Origin of the sequence: Actinoplanes sp. NPDC049802, assembly GCF_040656595.1 — a bacterium.
Lineage (GTDB): Bacteria > Actinomycetota > Actinomycetes > Mycobacteriales > Micromonosporaceae > Actinoplanes.
On record NZ_JBFAMR010000026.1, the window covers coordinates 59,408 to 76,459 of the forward strand.

The following is a 17,052-nucleotide window of genomic DNA, read 5'->3' on the forward strand; positions in this document are numbered from 1 at the left end:
GGCCTCCCGGTCGCATAAGGTCTCCTGCAGATAGCGAAGGGAAAGGCGGGTCTCATGACGATGGTGACCGAGCAGTCCGCCACGGATGATCGGAACCCGCCGACCGTGCGGCCGCGGCGGGTCGTCCTCAAACTCTCCGGCGAAGTCTTCGGTGGCGGCGCGGTCGGCGTCGAGCCGGACGTGGTCCAGTCGCTGGCGAAACAGATCGCGACCGTGACGCGGCGTGGCATCCAGGTCGCCGTGGTGGTCGGCGGCGGCAACTTCTTCCGTGGCGCGGAGCTGCAGAAGCGCGGCATGGACCGCAACCGGGCGGACTACATGGGCATGCTCGGGACGGTGATGAACTGCCTGGCTCTTCAGGACTTCCTGGAGAAGGAGGGCATCGAGACGCGCGTGCAGACGGCCATCACGATGGCCCAGGTCGCGGAGCCCTATCTCCCGCTGCGTGCGATCCGGCACCTGGAGAAGGGCCGGGTCGTGATCTTCGGCGCCGGCGCCGGCATGCCGTACTTCTCCACCGACACGGTGACCGCCCAGCGGGCTCTGGAGATCCACGCGGACATGGTGCTGATGAGCAAGAACGGCGTGGACGGGGTCTACACCGCCGACCCCCGGATCGACCCCACCGCCCAGAAGCTGGAGACCATCACCTTCCAGGGAGTCCTCCAGCGCGGGCTGCGGGTGGCCGACCAGGCCGCGTTCAGCCTCTGCGAGGAGAACAAGCTGCCCATGCTGGTCTTCGGCGCCGAGGGCGACGACACCATCGTGCGCGCGTGCGCCGGCGAGCGGATCGGCACGCTGATCACCGCAGACTGAGCCGCGCTCCGTCCCCACATCCCGCACCACCGAAGACAGCAAGGAGGCGAGAAGAGCCGGTGATCGAGGAAACCCTCTTCGAGGCCGAGGAGAAGATGGAGAGCGCGGTCGAGCACGCCAAGGAGGAGTTCGCCGCCATCCGGACCGGGCGGGCTACTCCCGCGATGTTCTCCAAGATCCTGGTCGACTACTACGGTGCGCCCACGCCGGTGACGCAGATGGCCTCCGTCGGCGTCCCGGAGCCGCGCATGGTCATCGTGAAGCCCTACGACGCGTCGCAGCTGGGCCCGATCGAGCGGGCGATCCGTGACTCCGATCTGGGGGTCAACCCCAACAACGAGGGTACGCAACTGCGCATCCACCTGCCGCAGATGACCGAGGAACGCCGCCGGGAAATGATCAAGGTGGCCCGGGGCAAGGCCGAGGACGGCCGTGTCGCGATCCGTAACGTCCGTCGCAAGGCCAAGGACCAGATCGACAAGCTGGTCAAGGACGGCGAGACCGGTGAGGACGACGGTCGTCGCGCCGAGAAGGAGCTCGACGATGTGACGCACCGCTACGTCGCCGTCATCGACGAGCTCGTCAAGCACAAGGAAGCCGAGCTGCTCGAGGTCTGAGCACCGGAGGAAGCCCGGCCCGCCGCACCGGAGGAGCCGGGCTTCGGCCTGTTCGGCCGGTCCTGGTTCACGGGTGGTTAAATTGCCCGCCACCTCGACCCCTGTTGGAACGTCACCTTTGCAGTACGCTCTGCACGGTTTCTGTGAGCTACACGTTTCGGCGCTGTGGCGCTCACGTGGATTTCTCGGCGGGTAGGGGTACGGCTTTGTCAATGCAGTCAGCGGCGGCGCCGCCCGCGTACCCCGGAACGGAACCGATGACCGACCCCGGAATCCAGCAGCAGGAGCCCGGCAAGGGCGGCGGCAAGGGCCGTCGCCGCGCCGGCCGGGGCCGTAAGCCGCAGGGCGGCGGCCGTGCCGGCCGTAACCTGCCGGCCGCCATCGCGGTCGGCCTGAGCCTGGGCCTGATCGTCCTGGCCGCGTTGCTGATCGAGCCGATGGCGCTGCTCGTCATCCTGGTGGTGGCCTCCGGCATCGGCGCCTGGGAGATGGTCCGGGCGTTCGCCGCCGTCGGCGCCCGCCCTCCGCTGATCCCGCTGATCGCCGGTGCCACCCTGATGACCGGTCTGGCGTGGTTCTACGGTCCGGACGCGCTGGCTGTCGGCCTGGCAGTCACGGTGGGCGCGGCCTGCCTGTGGCGCGTCGCCGACGGGTTCGCCGCGGTCCGCCGCGACTTCACGCCGAGCCTGCTGATCGCGGTCTACGGGCCGTTCCTGCTGAGCTTCGCGGCGATGCTGGTGCAACTCGACGACGGCCCGCTGCGGGTGGTCTGCACCCTGGTCGCCGTGGTGCTCTCGGACACCGGGGGTTACGCCGCCGGCGTGTTCCTCGGCAAGCATCCGATGGCACCGAGGATCAGCCCGAAGAAGTCCTGGGAGGGCTTCGCCGGCTCGGTCACGGCGGCCGCCATCGGCAGTGGCGCGCTGCTCTTCTTCCTGCTGGACGTGCCGGTCTACTGGGGTCTGTTGTTCGGCGCGGTCATCTCGGTGATGGCGGTGCTCGGCGACCTGGCCGAGTCCATGCTCAAGCGGGATCTCGGCGTGAAGGACATGAGCAATCTGCTGCCCGGCCACGGCGGTCTGATGGACCGGCTGGACTCGATCCTGTTCGCCGTTCCCACCGCCTACCTGCTGTTCGCGATCATCACCCCGAGCTAGCTGTGGGCGACCGACTCGGCGGACGTGGGACACTGGATACGCCATGACGATTCTTCCGGTCATCCCGATCAGCCCCGATCAGCCAGACACCCTGCAGTCGGGGGCGGTGAGCGCCCGCCGCCGTCCCAGCATGCCCCCGCGTCACCTCGCCGACCTCGATCTCGCCGGCCGCAAGAGCGCGGTGGTCGGCCTGGGTGAGCCCGCGTTCCGGGCGAGGCAGCTCTCCACCCACTACTTCGGCCGCCTGGTGCGGGACGTCTCCGAGATGACCGACCTGCCGGCCGCCTCTCGTGAGCGGCTCACCGCCGACCTGCTGCCCACGCTGCTCACCCCGATCCGGGAGCAGGCGTGCGACGACGGCGCGACCCGCAAGACCCTGTGGAAGCTGCATGACGGCGCGCTCGTGGAGAGCGTGCTGATGGGTTACCCCGACCGGGTGACCGCGTGCGTGTCGAGTCAGGCCGGGTGCGGCATGGCCTGCCCGTTCTGCGCGACGGGCCAGCAGGGCCTGACCCGCAACCTGTCGGTGGCCGAGATCGTGGACCAGGTGGTCTACCTGGCCGGGGTGGCGGCGTCCGGCGCGGTGACGGGTTCCCCGCCGCGGCTGTCGCGGGTGGTCTTCATGGGGATGGGTGAGCCGCTGGCCAACTATCCGCGGGTCATCGAGGCGGTGCGGCGGCTCACCACGCCCGCTCCTGAGGGGCTCGGATTGTCACAACGGCACATCACCGTGTCCACGGTGGGTTTGGTGCCCGCTATGCGCCGGTTGATCGACGAACAGCTCTCGGTGACTCTTGCGCTGTCACTGCATGCCCCCGATGATGATCTGCGCGATGAGCTTGTGCCCGTCAACCAGCGTTGGAAGGTGGCCGAGGTGCTCGATGCCGCGTTCGATTACGCGGCGCAGACCGGCCGTCGGGTTTCCATCGAATACGCCCTGATCCGGGACGTAAACGATCAGTCCTGGCGTGCCGACCTGCTCGGCCGCCTTCTGAACGGCAAGCTGGCCCATGTGAATCTCATCCCGCTCAACCCGACGCCGGGGAGCAAGTGGGATGCCAGCCCCAAACCGGTCGAGCGCGAGTTCGTCCGCCGGTTGCGTGATGCCGGCGTCTCGACGACGGTCCGCGACACCCGGGGGCGGGAGATCGACGGCGCATGCGGCCAACTGGCCGCGGGCGAGCTGACGCACGCGAGCGCAGGGGGCGCCGCAGCCGACGCGGAGGTGGCACAGTGACTGGGCGTAGGTCCCAGCGAGCGGAGTGGGAGACGTTGTGACGAGTCAGGGGCAGCGTTTCCGAAGGCGTGCGCTGCGGCGTGGCTACAAGGTCGACGAGGTCGACGCGTTCCTGGACCGGGTCGAGGCGACCCTGGCCGGGGAGCAGGTCGGCCCGCCGGTGGGCGCGCAAGAGGTGCACGACGTCGTCTTCCGTGTGCGCTTCGGTGGCTATGACGAGTGGCAGGTCGACCTGCACCTCGATCGGGTCGAGCGGCAGCTCGCCGAGTTCGAGGAGCGGGGCGGCCGTCCCGCGACGGACCCCATGCGTGACTCCATGCGCAGTGGTCTGACCGCCGCGTCCGCGTCCGGCGCAGCGGCCATGGGCCCCGGTCCCGGCGGTCCCGGCCAGGGCTTCGAGCGTGGTGGGTTCGACCGCGGTCCCGGCCCCGGCGGTCCGGGCGGCATGCCGCAGGGCCAGGGTGGCATGCCGCAGGGACAGGGTGGCTTCCCGCCTCCCGGCCAGGGTTTCCCCCCGGGTCCCGGCATGCAGCCGCAGGGCATGCCCGGCCAGGGCGGTTTCGGCGGCCCGCAGCAGCAGCCGGCCGGCCCGGCGATGAACCCGGCGGCCCGGATGGCGTCCCCGCCGACCGAGCGGCTGCCCGCGCCGGTGCGTGACGACCGGATGATGCCCCCGCAGATGCCGCAGCGCCAGCAGCAGCAGCAACAGCCGCAGCAGCTTCCGCCCGGCCCCGACCCGTACGGGCGGTATGACGAGCCCACCGGTTACGGCCAGCAGCCTCCGCCGCCGCAGCAGCCGCCGCAGCGTCCCGGCCCGCCGCCCGGTTACGACCAGGGTGGTTACGACCACCAGGGCGGCTATGACGGTTTCGAGCCCGGCCGGCACGGCAAGGCCGACATGACCGCCGAGCTGCGGATGCCCGACCGGGAGCCGCGCGGCGGCTACGGTCAGATGCCGGGCGCCCCGATGCCGGGTTCGCCGATGGCCATGCCCGGTTCGCCGATGCCCGGCGCCCCGATGAGCGGCCCGCCGTACAGCGGTGGTTACGGCCCGCAGCAGCCGCAGCTGGGCCCGCCTCTGGGTGAGCCGGGTGGCGAGCTGTACCGGGTGGACCAGTTGCGCCGCACGTTTCAGCCCCGCCGGTTCGGCAGCGGTTACGACCCGATGCAGGTGGACCGCCTGTTCGAGGGCATCCTGCAGGCGATGACCGGCCGCGGCCCGATGCCGGTGAACGAGAACGACCTCGACATGCTGCAGTTCGGTCTGGTACCGAACGGCTACTTCGAGGCTGAGGTCGACGCCGCGCTGCGCGAGGTGAAGGACATCCTGCTGCGGCGCCGCTGAGTCAGCGAAACTGAAAGAGGGGGCCGCCGGCCCCCTCTTTTCGTCGTCCGAGGGGCTACTGGTCGTTCGGCCGGAGGCCGCTGCGGCGCAGGACGGCGTCGCCGATGATGACGGCGATCAAGCCTACGGCGATCACGGCGAGCCACACCTTCTCGGTGTTGCCCTGCTGGTTGCCCCAGAAGAAGAGCAGCAGGATCGCGGCCGAGATGATCGCGCCCTTCTGAGCCCGCTTGCGGTTGCCGGGCTTCAGCTGGTCGGGCGCGTAGACCTCCTCGTGGTGTTCTTCCGCAGCCACGGTGGCGACCTCCTTGTCGATGTCGAATCGGAAACAGTCTGTCACGGGGTCGACGGGCGAACCGCAGCAACCCGGCTGTACTTTCGAGGCGTTCGAAAACCGCAGAGGCGGTCAGCTAAGGCGCGAGCAGAGGAGCGATTCAGTGCGGATCACGGGCACCGGCCATGCGAGCATGCGGATCGACACCGCTGCCGGCAGCATTCTGTGCGATCCGTGGGTGAACCCGGCGTACTTCGCCTCCTGGTTCCCGTTTCCGGACAACTCCCAGCTGGACTGGGAGACCCTGGGCGACGTCGACTACCTGTACGTCTCCCATCTGCACCGGGACCACTTCGACGCCGAGCACCTGAAGCGGTTCGTCAACAAGAAGGCCACCGTGCTCCTGCCGGAGTACCCGACCAGCCAGCTCGAGGACGAGCTGCGGGCGCTGGGGTTCACCAGCTTCCTGCGGACGAGGTCCGACGAGGTGCACGAGCTGGACGGTGGCCTGAAGGTGATGATCCAGGCGCTGATCAGCCCGACCGACGGGCCGATCGGGGACTCGTCGCTCTGGGTGGAGTACGACGGCGTCCGCGTGCTGAACCAGAACGACGCCCGCCCCGCCGACCTGACCCGGTTCAACGAGCTGGGCCACGTGCACGCGCACATGCTGCAGTTCTCCGGCGCGATCTGGTATCCGATGGTCTACGAGCTGCCGGAGAGCGCGAAGACCGCGTTCGGCAAGCAGAAGCGGGAGCGGCAGTTCGACCGCACCTGGCGTTACATCGACGACTTGAAGGCGGACTTCGTCTTCCCGATCGCCGGCCCGCCGTGTTTCCTCGACGACGAGCTGTGGCAGTTCAACGACATCCACGGTGACGAGGGCAACATCTTCCCGGATCAGTCGGTGTTCCTGTCCGAGTACGCGAAGGTCGGCGGCACCAACGCGGTCGTCCAGCTGCCGGGCAGCGTCACCGAGCTGACCGACGGCGGCACGAGGCAGACGACCACGCACCCGATGCCGGTCGACGAGTTCTTCGCCAACAAGAAGGCGCACCTCGAGGAGATGCGGGAGCGCAAGCGCCCGATCATCGAGGCGGAGAAGGCGTCCTGGCGGCACCCGGAGATCGACGTCCTCGGCGAGCTGAAGAAGCGGATCGAGCCGCTGCTCGAGGAGTCGATCTACATGGCCAAGGGTGTCGGCGGCCCGGTCCGGTTCGACCTGGTCTCCTACGACGGCGACGAGATCGAGTCGATCGTGGTGGACTTCCCGGGCAAGCAGGTCCGGGCGTACGCCGACGAGAAGGTCCGCTACCGCTTCCGCACCCGGCGCGAGCTGATCGAGCACCTCATCTTCATCGACGAGGGCGACTGGGTGAACTCGCTGTTCCTGTCCTGCCGCTTCTCCGCGGCCCGGATCGGTCAGTACAACGAGTTCGTCTACGCGTTCTTCAAGTGTCTCTCCGAGGAGCGCCTGCAGTACGCCGAGGGCTGGTACGACGAGCACGAGAAGGCCGTCGACGCCGAGGACATCGAGTTCGGTGACTGGACCGTGCAGCGCCGTTGCCCCCACCTCAAGGCCGACCTGTCCCGTTTCGGCATCGTCGAGGGCAACGTGCTGACCTGCCAGCTGCACGGCTGGAAGTTCGACCTGCCCAGCGGCCGTTGCCTGACCGGCGTCGGCCACCAGATCCGGGCCACCAAGAAGGCTTAGAAGGCCAGGTCGCGCAGGATGCGGCGGGCCGCGTTGTGGCCCGCCGCGCCGATCACGCTGCCGGCCGGGTGCGCCCCGGCCGAGCCGTGGTAGAGCCCGTCCAGTCCGGTGAAGTACGGCATCCGCTGGTCGAAGGCGACCGTGTTGTCGACGTGGTGGATGTGCCCACCGGTCATCCCGAAATGTCGCTCGATGCCCGGCGGGGTCAGCGGCATCACGTCCGCCACCAGGTCCGACGTGCCCGGCGCGTACCTGTCGCAGATGGCGAGCAGCCTTTCCACGTACCCCGGAAGCTCTTGATCCCAGGACGAGCCGGACGGCTCGAAGGGCACCGACTGCACGAAGAGCGCCGAGGAGTGATGTCCGTCGTCGTCGCGCAGCGACGGGTCGATCGTGGTGTGCAGGTACCACTCGATGGTCGGTTCGGCGGGGAGCCGGCCGGCCCGGACGTCGGCCCACATGGCGCGCAGGTTCGTCATCGGTGACGCGTCGCCCGGCAGCAGGTGGATGGTGGAGCCGAACGGCGACGGCGCCCCCTCCGGCAGGCACGAGAAACGCGGCAGGTCACGCAGCGCCAGATTCACCTTCATCGTGGCGCCCGGCCGGCGGACCGCGGCCATCCGGTCGGTGAGCGCGGCCGGCAGCGACCCCTCAGGCACGAGATCCATCAATCGGTACGGGTCGCAGCCGCCCAGAACGACCCGGGCCGACACCTGCCGTCCATCGGCCAGGACGACTCCACTGGCCGCCCCGCCGTCCACCGTCACCGCCGTCACCCGGGCATCGGTGAACAGGCGTGCCCCGGCGGCCCGGGCGGCGTCGGCGAACACCCGGGACACCGTGCCCATCCCGCCCTCGGCGATCAGCCAGGTGCCGTCCGAGCCGGGCAGCCGGCACATGTTGTGGACCAGGAAGTTGTGCCCGGTGCCGGGATCGTCCGGACCGGCGTGCAGTCCGGACAGGCCGTCGGTCACCGTGTACATCGCCACGAGCAGCTCACTGGCGAACCCGAAACGGGCCAGGTAGCCGACGACGGATCCGCGTACCAGATCGAGGAAGGTGCTCTGCAGCTGCGGCCGGATGTGGCGGTCGGCGATCTCCTCGACGGACGTCGGCTCCTCCAGCCAGGAGGGCGCGAGATCGGCGCGCAGCGCGCCGATCTCGCAGGCCAGCGTCTCGTCGGCGGCGGCGTCGCGGGGCGACAGTTGCGCCCGGTTGGCCTCGCCGTCACTGCCGAAGAGGAGGTACGGCGAACCGGCCGGCCCGGTAGACGGCAGGAAGTAGTGCGGATCCCGCCGCAGCACCGGGATGTCCACGTCGAGTGTCTTGAGCAGCTCCGGCGGCATGAGGCCGAGCAGGTAGGAGCCGGTGGACTGGCCGAGGCCGGGAACCTTGGCGAACGGATGCTCGGTACGGGTGGCGCCGCCCAGCACACCGGCGGCCTCCAGCACCACGACGTCGAGGCCGGCGCGAGCCAGGAGGACGGCGGAGACCAGGGCGTTGTGGCCGGCTCCGATGATCACCACATCGGCGCGGCCCGGAATGGGGGTCATAGGCAGCGACGCTACCTCGCGTTGTTGACGGATCGCGTGGCCGCGAAACCGGTCAGCACGATCACATGGAACAGATAGAGCCAGAGGCCCACCGCGACCACACCGCCTATCTCGGTGAATCCGCCGAACGGCAGACCCAGGTCCAGCGGAAGGGAGCAGAAGAGCACGAAACCGTGCAGGAAACCGGAGAGGTTCGCCGCCGTGAACGAGCCGATCAGCGTGGTGGCGAGCCAGGGTGGACGACCCGGCGCCACATAGCGGAAGACCCAGATCACCACCGGGGTCAGCACCAGCCAGACGGCCAGGAACGACAGCACCACGCCCAGCACCGACCACCAGCCGCCGCGCAGCCACAGGGCGCTCGTCGTGGGCAGTGCCAGCAACAGGGCCAGCAGCAGGGCCGGAGCGGCCGCCAGCAGCGGCAGCCACAGCAGCCGGCCGCGCCAGCCGACCAGCTTCTCGCCGGGCAGGGCGATCGAGGCGAACGCCCGGCGCAGGCCTTCGCCGTACAGGGTGGCCGGGAGCAGGCTGGCCAGCGCCAGCATCGGGGTCAGCGCCAGCCCGGCGTCGATCAGGGCGCTCAGTGCCCGCGGCGCGCCGATGTCGTCCGGCAGCGCGGTGATGGTCCGGCCGGTCAGACGGCGTACGCGTTCCGCGCCCACTGCCAGCCCGGTGAGCCAGATCGCCAGCAGGGCGACCGGAACCACCGCGATCCCGGCGTAGAACGTGATCGCGGCCGAGTGCAGCGCGAGATCCTTCCCGCGCGGTAGGGCCAACGATCTCATGGTGGACCGATACCCCGTTCCGGCCTGACCGCAACCGGCGTGCGGCTGTCCGGGAGGATGGGCGGTATGCGTGATCTCGTACTGCTCGGCTCCACCGGGTCCATCGGGACTCAAGCCATCGACATCGTCCGGCGCAATCCGGACCGGTTCCGGGTGGTGGCTCTCGGCGCCGGGGGTGGCAACGTCGAACTGCTCGCCGCTCAGGCCCTGGAACTCGGGGTCGAGGTGGTCGGGGTGGCCCGTTCCTCGGTCACCCAGGACCTCCAGCTGGCCTTCTACGCCGAGGCGCAGAAACGCGGCTGGGCCACCGGCGACTTCAAACTCCCCAAGATCGTGGCGGGGCCGGACGCCATGACCGAGCTGGCGAGGTGGCCGTGTGACGTCGTGCTGAACGGCGTGGTCGGCAGCCTCGGCCTGGCGCCCACCCTGGCCGCGTGCGAGAGCGGCCGGATCCTCGCCCTGGCCAACAAGGAGTCCCTGGTCGCCGGCGGTCCGTTGGTCCGCCGGATCGCCAGACAGGGGCAGATCGTCCCGGTCGACTCCGAGCACTCGGCGCTGGCCCAGTGCCTGCGCGGCGGGAGCGCGGCCGAGGTGCGCCGGCTCGTGCTGACCGCGAGCGGCGGGGCGTTCCGGGGCCGGCGGCGCGAGGAGCTGACGAACGTCACTCCCGAGGAGGCGCTCAAGCACCCGACCTGGGACATGGGCCCGGTCGTGACGATCAACTCGGCGACGATGGTGAACAAGGCGCTCGAGGTGATCGAGGCGCACGAGCTGTTCGGTGTGCCGTACGACGACATCGAGGTGATGGTCCACCCGCAGTCGGTGCTGCACTCCCTGGTCGAGTTCACCGACGGATCGACCCTGGCCCAGGCCAGCCCACCGGACATGCGGTTGCCGATCGCGCTGGCCCTGGCCTGGCCGGAGCGGGTGCCGGAGGCGGCCGCCGCGGTCGACTGGACCCAGGCGCACACCTGGGAGCTGCGCCCGCTGGACGACGAGGCGTTCCCGGCGGTGCGCCTCGCCAAGCAGGCGGGCCGGGCCGGGCGCTGTCTGCCGGCCGTCTACAACGCGGCCAACGAGGAGTGTGTGGCCGCCTTCGTCTCCGGTCGGCTACCGTTCTTGGGCATCGTCGACACCCTCGAGCGGGTGCTCGAGGCTGCCCCCGACTTCGCGGAACCGGGTACCGTCGATGAGGTGCTTGCCGCAGAGGCATGGGCGCGTGCCCACGCACAGCGGACGATCGCGACTGTGGCTGAAGGAGCTTGATGCTGTTCTGGCTGGGTGCGGGTGCCTTCGCACTGACCATTCTGATCTCCGTGAGCCTGCACGAGCTGGGCCACATGATCACCGGCAAGCGTTTCGGTATGAAGGTCACCAAGTACTTCGTCGGCTTCGGCCCGACGGTCTTCTCGTTCCACCGCGGGGAGACGGAGTACGGCCTCAAGCTCATCCCGCTCGGCGGGTTCTGCAAGATCGTCGGCATGACCCCGCAGGACGACGACGTCGCCCCGGAGGACCAGCACCGCGCCATGTGGCGGTTCCCGGTGTGGAAGCGGACCATCGTGATGGGCGCCGGGTCGGCCGCCCACTTCGCGCTGGCGCTGGTCGGCGCCTGGGTGATGGCGTGGAGCATCGGCCTGCCGAACATCGCTCTGCCCAACACCGCGGAGGAGCAGCGTGCCGCGCCCGCGATGATCTATGTGGGTGACTGCATCCGGACGTCGCTCTCCGACACCAGCACCGAGTGCGTGCCCGGCCAGGGCAGCGCCGTGAGCGCCCCCGCCAAGGCGGCCGGCCTCCAGACCGGCGACGTGATCACCATGGTCGGCACCACCACGGTCGCCAACTACGGGCAGCTCACCGACGCCATCCGGGCGCAGCCCGCCGGCCCGACCGCCTTCCGTTTCGTACGGAACGGCCAGACCGGGGCCACCACGGTGAACCTGGTCGCCGCCGAACGGACTCCGATCAACGATCCGAACGGCCCGGTTTCCCAGGTGGCGGTCGCCGGTGTGAGCTGGGAGACGGACCAGCCCGCGGTGATCGAATACAGTCCTCTCGGCGCGATCCCCGCGTCCGGCGAGTTCAACTGGTACCTGGTGGAGAGCTCGGTCAAGGCGATGGCCCGGATCCCGGAGAAGATCCCCGCGCTGTGGAACTCGATCACCGGTGATCAGCGTGACCCGGAGACCCCGATCAGTGTCGTCGGGGCCAGCCGGATCGGCGGCGAGGCCATCGAGAAGGGTGTGCCCGAGGTCTTCTGGCAGGTCTTCATCTCGTTGAACGTGTTCATCGGACTGTTCAACCTGCTGCCGCTGCTGCCGGTCGACGGCGGGCACATCGCCATCGCCTGGTTCGAAGCTGTTCGCTCCTGGATCTACAAGCGTTTCCGCCGGCCCGATCCCGGACGGGTGGACTACTACAAGCTGATGCCTTTGACGTACGCGGTCATCCTCATCGGCGGTGCGTTCACACTGCTGACCGTGACGGCCGACATCATCAACCCGATCACGCTCTTCAAGTGAGTGGAGACCGTGGATCCGAACTCGCTCCCCCTGCAACTCACGGAAGGTCGTGAACAACTTCCAATGACCTCGATCAGTCTCGGAATGCCGGCCGTGCCTCCGCCGCCCCTGGCGCCGCGCCGGCAGAGCCGCCAGATCAACGTCGGCGGTGTGCTGGTCGGTGGCGGCGCCCCGGTCAGCGTCCAGTCGATGACCACCACGCTCACCTCCGACGTGAACTCCACGTTGCAGCAGATCGCCGAGCTCACGGCCGCCGGCTGTCAGATCGTCCGGGTCGCCGTCCCGTCGCAGGACGACGTCGAGGCGCTGCCGGCGATCGCGAAGAAGTCGCAGCTGCCGGTGATCGCCGACATCCACTTCCAGCCGAAGTACGTGTTCGCCGCGATCGACGCCGGCTGTGCCGCGGTCCGGGTGAACCCGGGCAACATCCGGCAGTTCGACGACAAGGTCAAGGAGATCGCGAAGGCCGCGTCCGACGCCGGCATCCCGATCCGGATCGGTGTCAACGCCGGGTCGCTGGACAAGCGGCTGCTGGAGAAGTACGGCAAGGCCACCGCCGAGGCGCTGGTCGAGTCGGCGCTCTGGGAGTGCTCGCTGTTCGAGGAGCACGGTTTCCGGGACATCAAGATCTCGGTGAAGCACAACGACCCGGTCGTCATGATCCGGGCGTACCGGCAGCTCGCGGAACAGTGCGACTACCCGCTGCACCTCGGCGTGACCGAGGCCGGCCCGGCGTTCCAGGGCACCATCAAGAGCGCTGTCGCGTTCGGGGCGCTGCTGGCCGAGGGCATCGGCGACACGATCCGGGTGTCGCTGTCCGCCCCGCCGGTCGAGGAGATCAAGGTCGGCAACCAGATCCTGGAGTCGCTGGGCCTGCGCGAGCGGGGCCTGGAGATCGTGTCCTGCCCGTCGTGCGGTCGGGCCCAGGTCGACGTCTACACCCTCGCCGAGCAGGTCACCGCCGCGCTCGACGGCTTCCCGGTGCCGCTGCGGGTGGCCGTCATGGGCTGCGTCGTCAACGGTCCGGGCGAGGCCCGCGAGGCCGATCTCGGGGTGGCGTCCGGCAACGGCAAGGGCCAGATCTTCGTCAAGGGCAAGGTCATCAAGACCGTGCCCGAGTCGATCATCGTGGAGACCCTGGTCGAGGAGGCGCTGCGCCTCGCCGACGAGATGGGCGCCGATCTGCCGGAGGAGCTGCGCGACCTGATCCCCGGCCCGACGGTGACCGTGCACTAGAGGAGCCGGATCCGACGGGTGACAGTGCCCTGGAGGAGCCGGATCCGACGGTGACGGTGCCTGGAGGAGCTAGAACAGCACCGTCGCGAACGAGCCCGCCGAGACGAAGCCGCAGCGTGCGTAGACTCGGCGGGCCGCCGTGTTGTAGTCGTTGACGTAGAGACTGACCGTCGGCGCGACCCGGCGCAGCGCGTCCGCCACGACGGTCGCCATCGCGCCCGTGGCGATCCCGCTGCCGCGGTAATCCGGGTGCACCCAGACGCCCTGGACCTGTGTGGTCCGCCGGGTGACGATCGCCAGCTCGGCCTTGAAGACGACCAGGTCGCCGTCGTACTTCGCGTACGCCCGCTTCGCTTTCACCAGCTCGGCGATCCGCCGTTTGTAGCCGCGTCCGCCGTCGTCGGTCAGCGGCGAGACGCCGACCTCCTCGGTGTACATCGCCACGGCGGCCGGGAAGAGCTGATCCACCTCGCCGGCGCGGACCAGCCGCACCGAGGGGTCCGCGCGCACCGCCGGATCCCGGTCGGTGACCAGCAACGGCTGATGGGGCCGAACGTCGCGGGCCGGCCCCCAGTTGCCACCGAGCCTGTTCCACAGGTCGAGCACCGCCTCCGAGCGGCCGATGATCGAGGAGCACGCGCGCGGCTCGGCGCCGAGCAGGTCGGCGAAGGCGGCCGTGGCCGACGGCGTCGCGCCCACCGGGACCAGATGCGCCCCGGACCAGATGATCGACTCGATGTGGCGCTCCGGCTCGTAGCCGTAGATCCGCCCGTCGGACCGCCACCAGTTCAAGCCGTGTGCCGCGACCCGCTCAGCGATCTGGGCGCCCGCGTAGGGGTCGGCGTCGAGGATCCGCTCGACGGCCGCGCGCTCGGGCTCACCGAGCTGGCGAATGGGCACCGTCAACACAGGTACCAGATTGCCAGATGCCGGCCGCTCGGTACGTATCGCAACCCCGCGATCTCAGAAACCCTTGCCGCCGACAAGTTGCCGATATATCGTCCACCTATCGGCGACAGAACGGAGAAGATCATGAGGTACGCACACGGAGGACACGGGCCCGGCGGCTGGATGGGCGAGGCACGCCGGCGCGGCTTCGGTTTCCCGCCCGGATTCCCCTTCGGCGGCCCGGGTGGCCCCGGATTCCCGCCGCCCGAGTTCGGCGGCAGGCCCGGGCCGCGGCGCGGTGGCCGTGGCAGCCGGCAGAACGTCAGGCCCGCCATCCTGGCGCTGCTCGTGGAGCGCCCGATGCACGGTTACGAGATGATCCAGGAGCTCGATTCCCGTACCGGGGGGATCTGGCGGCCGAGCCCCGGCTCGGTCTACCCGACCCTGCAACTGCTGGAGGACGAGGGCCTCATCGAGGTCACCGCCGAGGGCGGCCGCAAGAGCTACCGGCTCACCGAGGACGGGCGGCCCGAGGCCGAGACCGCGGCACAGAACCCGCCGTGGTCCCAGATCGGCGCCGACACCATGTCCCAGGTGCAGGACTTCCGCGATGCGGCGGTCGGCATCATGGGCGCGCTCAAGCAGGTCGGCTTCAGCGGCACGGCGGAGCAGCGCCAGAAGGCGCTCGAGGTGCTCAACGAGACCAGGCGGAAGCTCTACGCCATCCTCGCCGAGAGCGAGTGATCCGCACGAAAGGCGCATTCGGTTCGATCGGGTGCGCCTTCTCCGTGCGGCGGGTCGGCGGCCATCCGGATTCACCGCGCTGAAATGTGTAAACGGCTTACGCTCGATGTGCTGACGAACATGGACGGCGACCGGATGAGGTGCAGCGCCTTGAGCCAGCCATCCGATGCTGTGGTGATCGGCCTCCTGGAGGCTGCGCCCGACGCGATCATCGCGGTCAACCACGAGGGTCGCATCGCCGTGGTCAACGCACAGACCGAGCGCATGTTCGGCTACCAGCGGCGGGAACTGGTCGGGCGGCCCATCGAGCTGCTGGTGCCGGAACGATTCCGGGAGCGGCATCCGGCACACCGCAGGGACTATCTGAAGGATCCGCGGCCCCGGCCGATGGGCTCGGGCCGTCCGCTGGCGGCCCGCCGCAAGGACGGCAGTGAGTTTCCCGCCGAGATCTCCCTGTCCGCGCTCGAGTCCGACAAACTGGTGGTCGCCGCGGTCCGGGACGTCAGTGACCGGGTGCGCCGCGAGGCGAAATTCCAGGGGCTGCTGGAGGCCGCGCCGGACGCCATCGTCGGCGTCGCCGGGGACGGGCGGATCACGCTGGTCAACGCGCAGGCGGAGCGGCTGTTCGGCTATCAGCGCAGCGAGCTGCTCGGCCAGCCGATCGAGGTGCTGGTGCCGGACTCGGCGCGGGCCGGGCATCCCGCCCAGCGCAACCGGTACTTCGCCGATCCGCGGCCGCGGCCGATGGGCTCGGGCCGTTCCCTGGCCGCACGGCGCAAGGACGGCAGTGAGTTCCCCGCCGAGATCAGCCTCTCCGCGCTGGAGACCGAGGACGGCCTGATCGTCTCCGCGGCCATCCGGGACGTCACCGAGCGTATCGAGGCGCTGGCCGAACGGCAGCGCCTGGAAGCCGAACGGGAACGGCTCGCCGCGGCCGCCGAACGGGAACGGCTGGAAGCCCAACTGCACCAGTCCCAGCGCCTGGAGAGCCTCGGCCAGCTGGCCGGCGGCGTCGCCCACGACTTCAACAACCTGCTGGCCGTGATGCTCAACTACGCCACCTTCGTGGCCGAGCAGATCCAGGAGGCGGCCGAGGCCGACCCCGCCGGCAACTGGCCGCAAGCCGCCCGCGACCTGCAGCAGGTGCTCCGGGCCGGTCAACGGGCCACCGAGCTCACCCACCAGTTGCTCGCCTTCGGCCGCCGTGAGGTGGTCCGCCCGCGTGTGCTCGATCTCAACGTGGTCATCCGTGAGGTCGAGCAGCTGTTGTTGCGTACCCTCGGCGAGCACATCCAGCTGCACGCCGAGCTCGAGCCGCGGCTCTGGCCGGTGCTGGCCGATCCGGGCCAGATCGAGCAGGTGCTGGTCAACCTGGCGGTCAACGCGCGGGACGCGATGCCCGGTGGGGGCACGCTCACCGTGCACACCGGCAATCGTCAGATCGGCGCCGATGAGGCCGAGCGCATGCGGCCGCCCGCCTCACCCGGCCGCTACGTGCGCCTGCGGGTCGCCGACACCGGCACCGGCATACCGCCCGACGTGCTGGAACGCGTCTTCGAACCGTTCTTCACCACGAAGGCACCGGGCGAGGGCACCGGGCTCGGACTGGCCACCGTCTACGGCATCGTCACGCAGGCCGGCGGTTACGCCACGCTGCAGTCCCGGATCGGCGCCGGCACCGCCTTCATCGCCCTCTTCCCGGCCACCGACGAAGCCCCGATCAAGGCCGTCGTCCCGGTGACGCCCGCCCAGCCGCAGCGTGGCGGTGAGACGATCCTGATCGTCGAGGACGAGGACGCCCTGCGCGCCGTCACCGAACGCATCCTCACCCGCAACGGCTACCGGGTCCTGAGCGCCGGTGGCGGCCCCGAGGCCATCAAGATCGCCGAGAACCCGGCCACCCACATCGACCTGCTCCTCACCGACGTGATCATGCCGAACATGCACGGCCAGGAGCTCGCCGAATGCGTCCGCCATCTGCGCCCCGAGATCCCGGTCGTCTACATGTCCGGTTACGCCCAGCCGTTCATCACCGGCGAGGGCACCCTCGAACCCAACACCATCCTGATCACCAAGCCGTTCACCCAGGCCGAACTCATCGAGCATCTCCGCGAGGCGCTCGACCGCGCCTGATCACCCGTCCGCTCCCACCCGCGTGCCC

General features: G+C 69.7%; 15 protein-coding genes. 11 read left to right on the forward strand and 4 right to left on the reverse strand.

Translation table 11 applies throughout. The features are described from left to right. Positions 1-60 precede the first annotated feature (60 nt). From pyrH to AB0I88_RS19665, 5 genes are all read left to right on the forward strand, one after another. Positions 61-816 (forward strand): UMP kinase, encoded by a 756-nt coding sequence (pyrH, locus tag AB0I88_RS19645; protein WP_361026149.1) that lies wholly within the window; start codon positions 61-63, stop codon positions 814-816. A gap of 59 nt (positions 817-875) precedes the next feature. After that, positions 876-1,433, forward strand: a complete 558-nt coding sequence (frr, locus tag AB0I88_RS19650; protein WP_317790548.1) for a ribosome recycling factor — start codon at positions 876-878, stop codon at positions 1,431-1,433. Between the two features lie 257 nt (positions 1,434-1,690). After that, positions 1,691-2,590 (forward strand): phosphatidate cytidylyltransferase, encoded by a 900-nt coding sequence (locus AB0I88_RS19655; protein ID WP_361026030.1) that lies wholly within the window; start codon positions 1,691-1,693, stop codon positions 2,588-2,590. A 43-nt stretch (positions 2,591-2,633) separates the two neighbouring features. Then, complete coding sequence (rlmN, locus tag AB0I88_RS19660) at positions 2,634-3,827, forward strand: 23S rRNA (adenine(2503)-C(2))-methyltransferase RlmN (RefSeq protein WP_361026033.1); 1,194 nt, start codon at positions 2,634-2,636, stop codon at positions 3,825-3,827. A gap of 37 nt (positions 3,828-3,864) precedes the next feature. Next, complete coding sequence (locus AB0I88_RS19665) at positions 3,865-5,172, forward strand: DivIVA domain-containing protein (RefSeq protein WP_361026036.1); 1,308 nt, start codon at positions 3,865-3,867, stop codon at positions 5,170-5,172. A 55-nt stretch (positions 5,173-5,227) separates the two neighbouring features. Here the strand turns inward: AB0I88_RS19665 and AB0I88_RS19670 are convergent, their stop codons facing one another. Beyond that, positions 5,228-5,467 (reverse strand): DUF2631 domain-containing protein, encoded by a 240-nt coding sequence (locus tag AB0I88_RS19670; protein WP_361026152.1) that lies wholly within the window; start codon positions 5,465-5,467, stop codon positions 5,228-5,230. Positions 5,468-5,609: 142 nt separating this feature from the next. On the opposite strand from AB0I88_RS19670, the gene AB0I88_RS19675 reads away from it, so the two are divergent. Further along, positions 5,610-7,160: a Rieske 2Fe-2S domain-containing protein gene (locus AB0I88_RS19675; protein WP_361026039.1), complete on the forward strand. Its 1,551-nt coding sequence runs from the start codon at positions 5,610-5,612 to the stop codon at positions 7,158-7,160. Here AB0I88_RS19675 and AB0I88_RS19680 read toward each other — a convergent pair. Both AB0I88_RS19680 and AB0I88_RS19685 read right to left on the reverse strand, forming a co-directional pair. Continuing rightward, positions 7,157-8,713 carry an NAD(P)/FAD-dependent oxidoreductase gene (locus AB0I88_RS19680; protein ID WP_361026042.1) on the reverse strand — a complete coding sequence of 519 codons (1,557 nt, stop codon included), beginning with the start codon at positions 8,711-8,713 and terminating at the stop codon, positions 7,157-7,159. The genes AB0I88_RS19675 and AB0I88_RS19680 overlap by 4 nt on opposite strands. 11 nt (positions 8,714-8,724) lie before the next feature. Further along, positions 8,725-9,498 (reverse strand): YhjD/YihY/BrkB family envelope integrity protein, encoded by a 774-nt coding sequence (locus AB0I88_RS19685; RefSeq protein WP_361026045.1) that lies wholly within the window; start codon positions 9,496-9,498, stop codon positions 8,725-8,727. Positions 9,499-9,555: 57 nt separating this feature from the next. On the opposite strand from AB0I88_RS19685, the gene dxr reads away from it, so the two are divergent. From dxr to ispG, 3 genes are all read left to right on the forward strand, one after another. Then, the gene (dxr, locus tag AB0I88_RS19690) at positions 9,556-10,764 is read left to right on the forward strand and encodes a 1-deoxy-D-xylulose-5-phosphate reductoisomerase (RefSeq protein ID WP_361026155.1); all 1,209 of its coding nucleotides are present in this window, start codon (positions 9,556-9,558) and stop codon (positions 10,762-10,764) included. Then, positions 10,764-12,023, forward strand: coding sequence for a site-2 protease family protein (locus AB0I88_RS19695; protein ID WP_361026048.1), 1,260 nt, complete (start codon positions 10,764-10,766; stop codon positions 12,021-12,023). The genes dxr and AB0I88_RS19695 overlap by 1 nt, the downstream gene beginning before the upstream one ends. A gap of 63 nt (positions 12,024-12,086) precedes the next feature. Next, positions 12,087-13,259, forward strand: coding sequence for a flavodoxin-dependent (E)-4-hydroxy-3-methylbut-2-enyl-diphosphate synthase (gene ispG / locus AB0I88_RS19700; protein WP_361026051.1), 1,173 nt, complete (start codon positions 12,087-12,089; stop codon positions 13,257-13,259). A 69-nt stretch (positions 13,260-13,328) separates the two neighbouring features. Here the strand turns inward: ispG and AB0I88_RS19705 are convergent, their stop codons facing one another. Then, complete coding sequence (locus AB0I88_RS19705) at positions 13,329-14,168, reverse strand: GNAT family N-acetyltransferase (RefSeq protein ID WP_361026057.1); 840 nt, start codon at positions 14,166-14,168, stop codon at positions 13,329-13,331. Positions 14,169-14,291: 123 nt separating this feature from the next. Between AB0I88_RS19705 and AB0I88_RS19710 the strand changes: the two genes are divergently transcribed. Then, the gene (locus AB0I88_RS19710; protein WP_361026060.1) at positions 14,292-14,891 is read left to right on the forward strand and encodes a PadR family transcriptional regulator; all 600 of its coding nucleotides are present in this window, start codon (positions 14,292-14,294) and stop codon (positions 14,889-14,891) included. A 150-nt stretch (positions 14,892-15,041) separates the two neighbouring features. After that, a complete protein-coding gene (locus AB0I88_RS19715) occupies positions 15,042-17,024 on the forward strand; it encodes a PAS domain S-box protein (protein ID WP_361026063.1) in 1,983 nt (660 codons plus the stop codon). Positions 17,025-17,052: the final 28 nt, after the last annotated feature.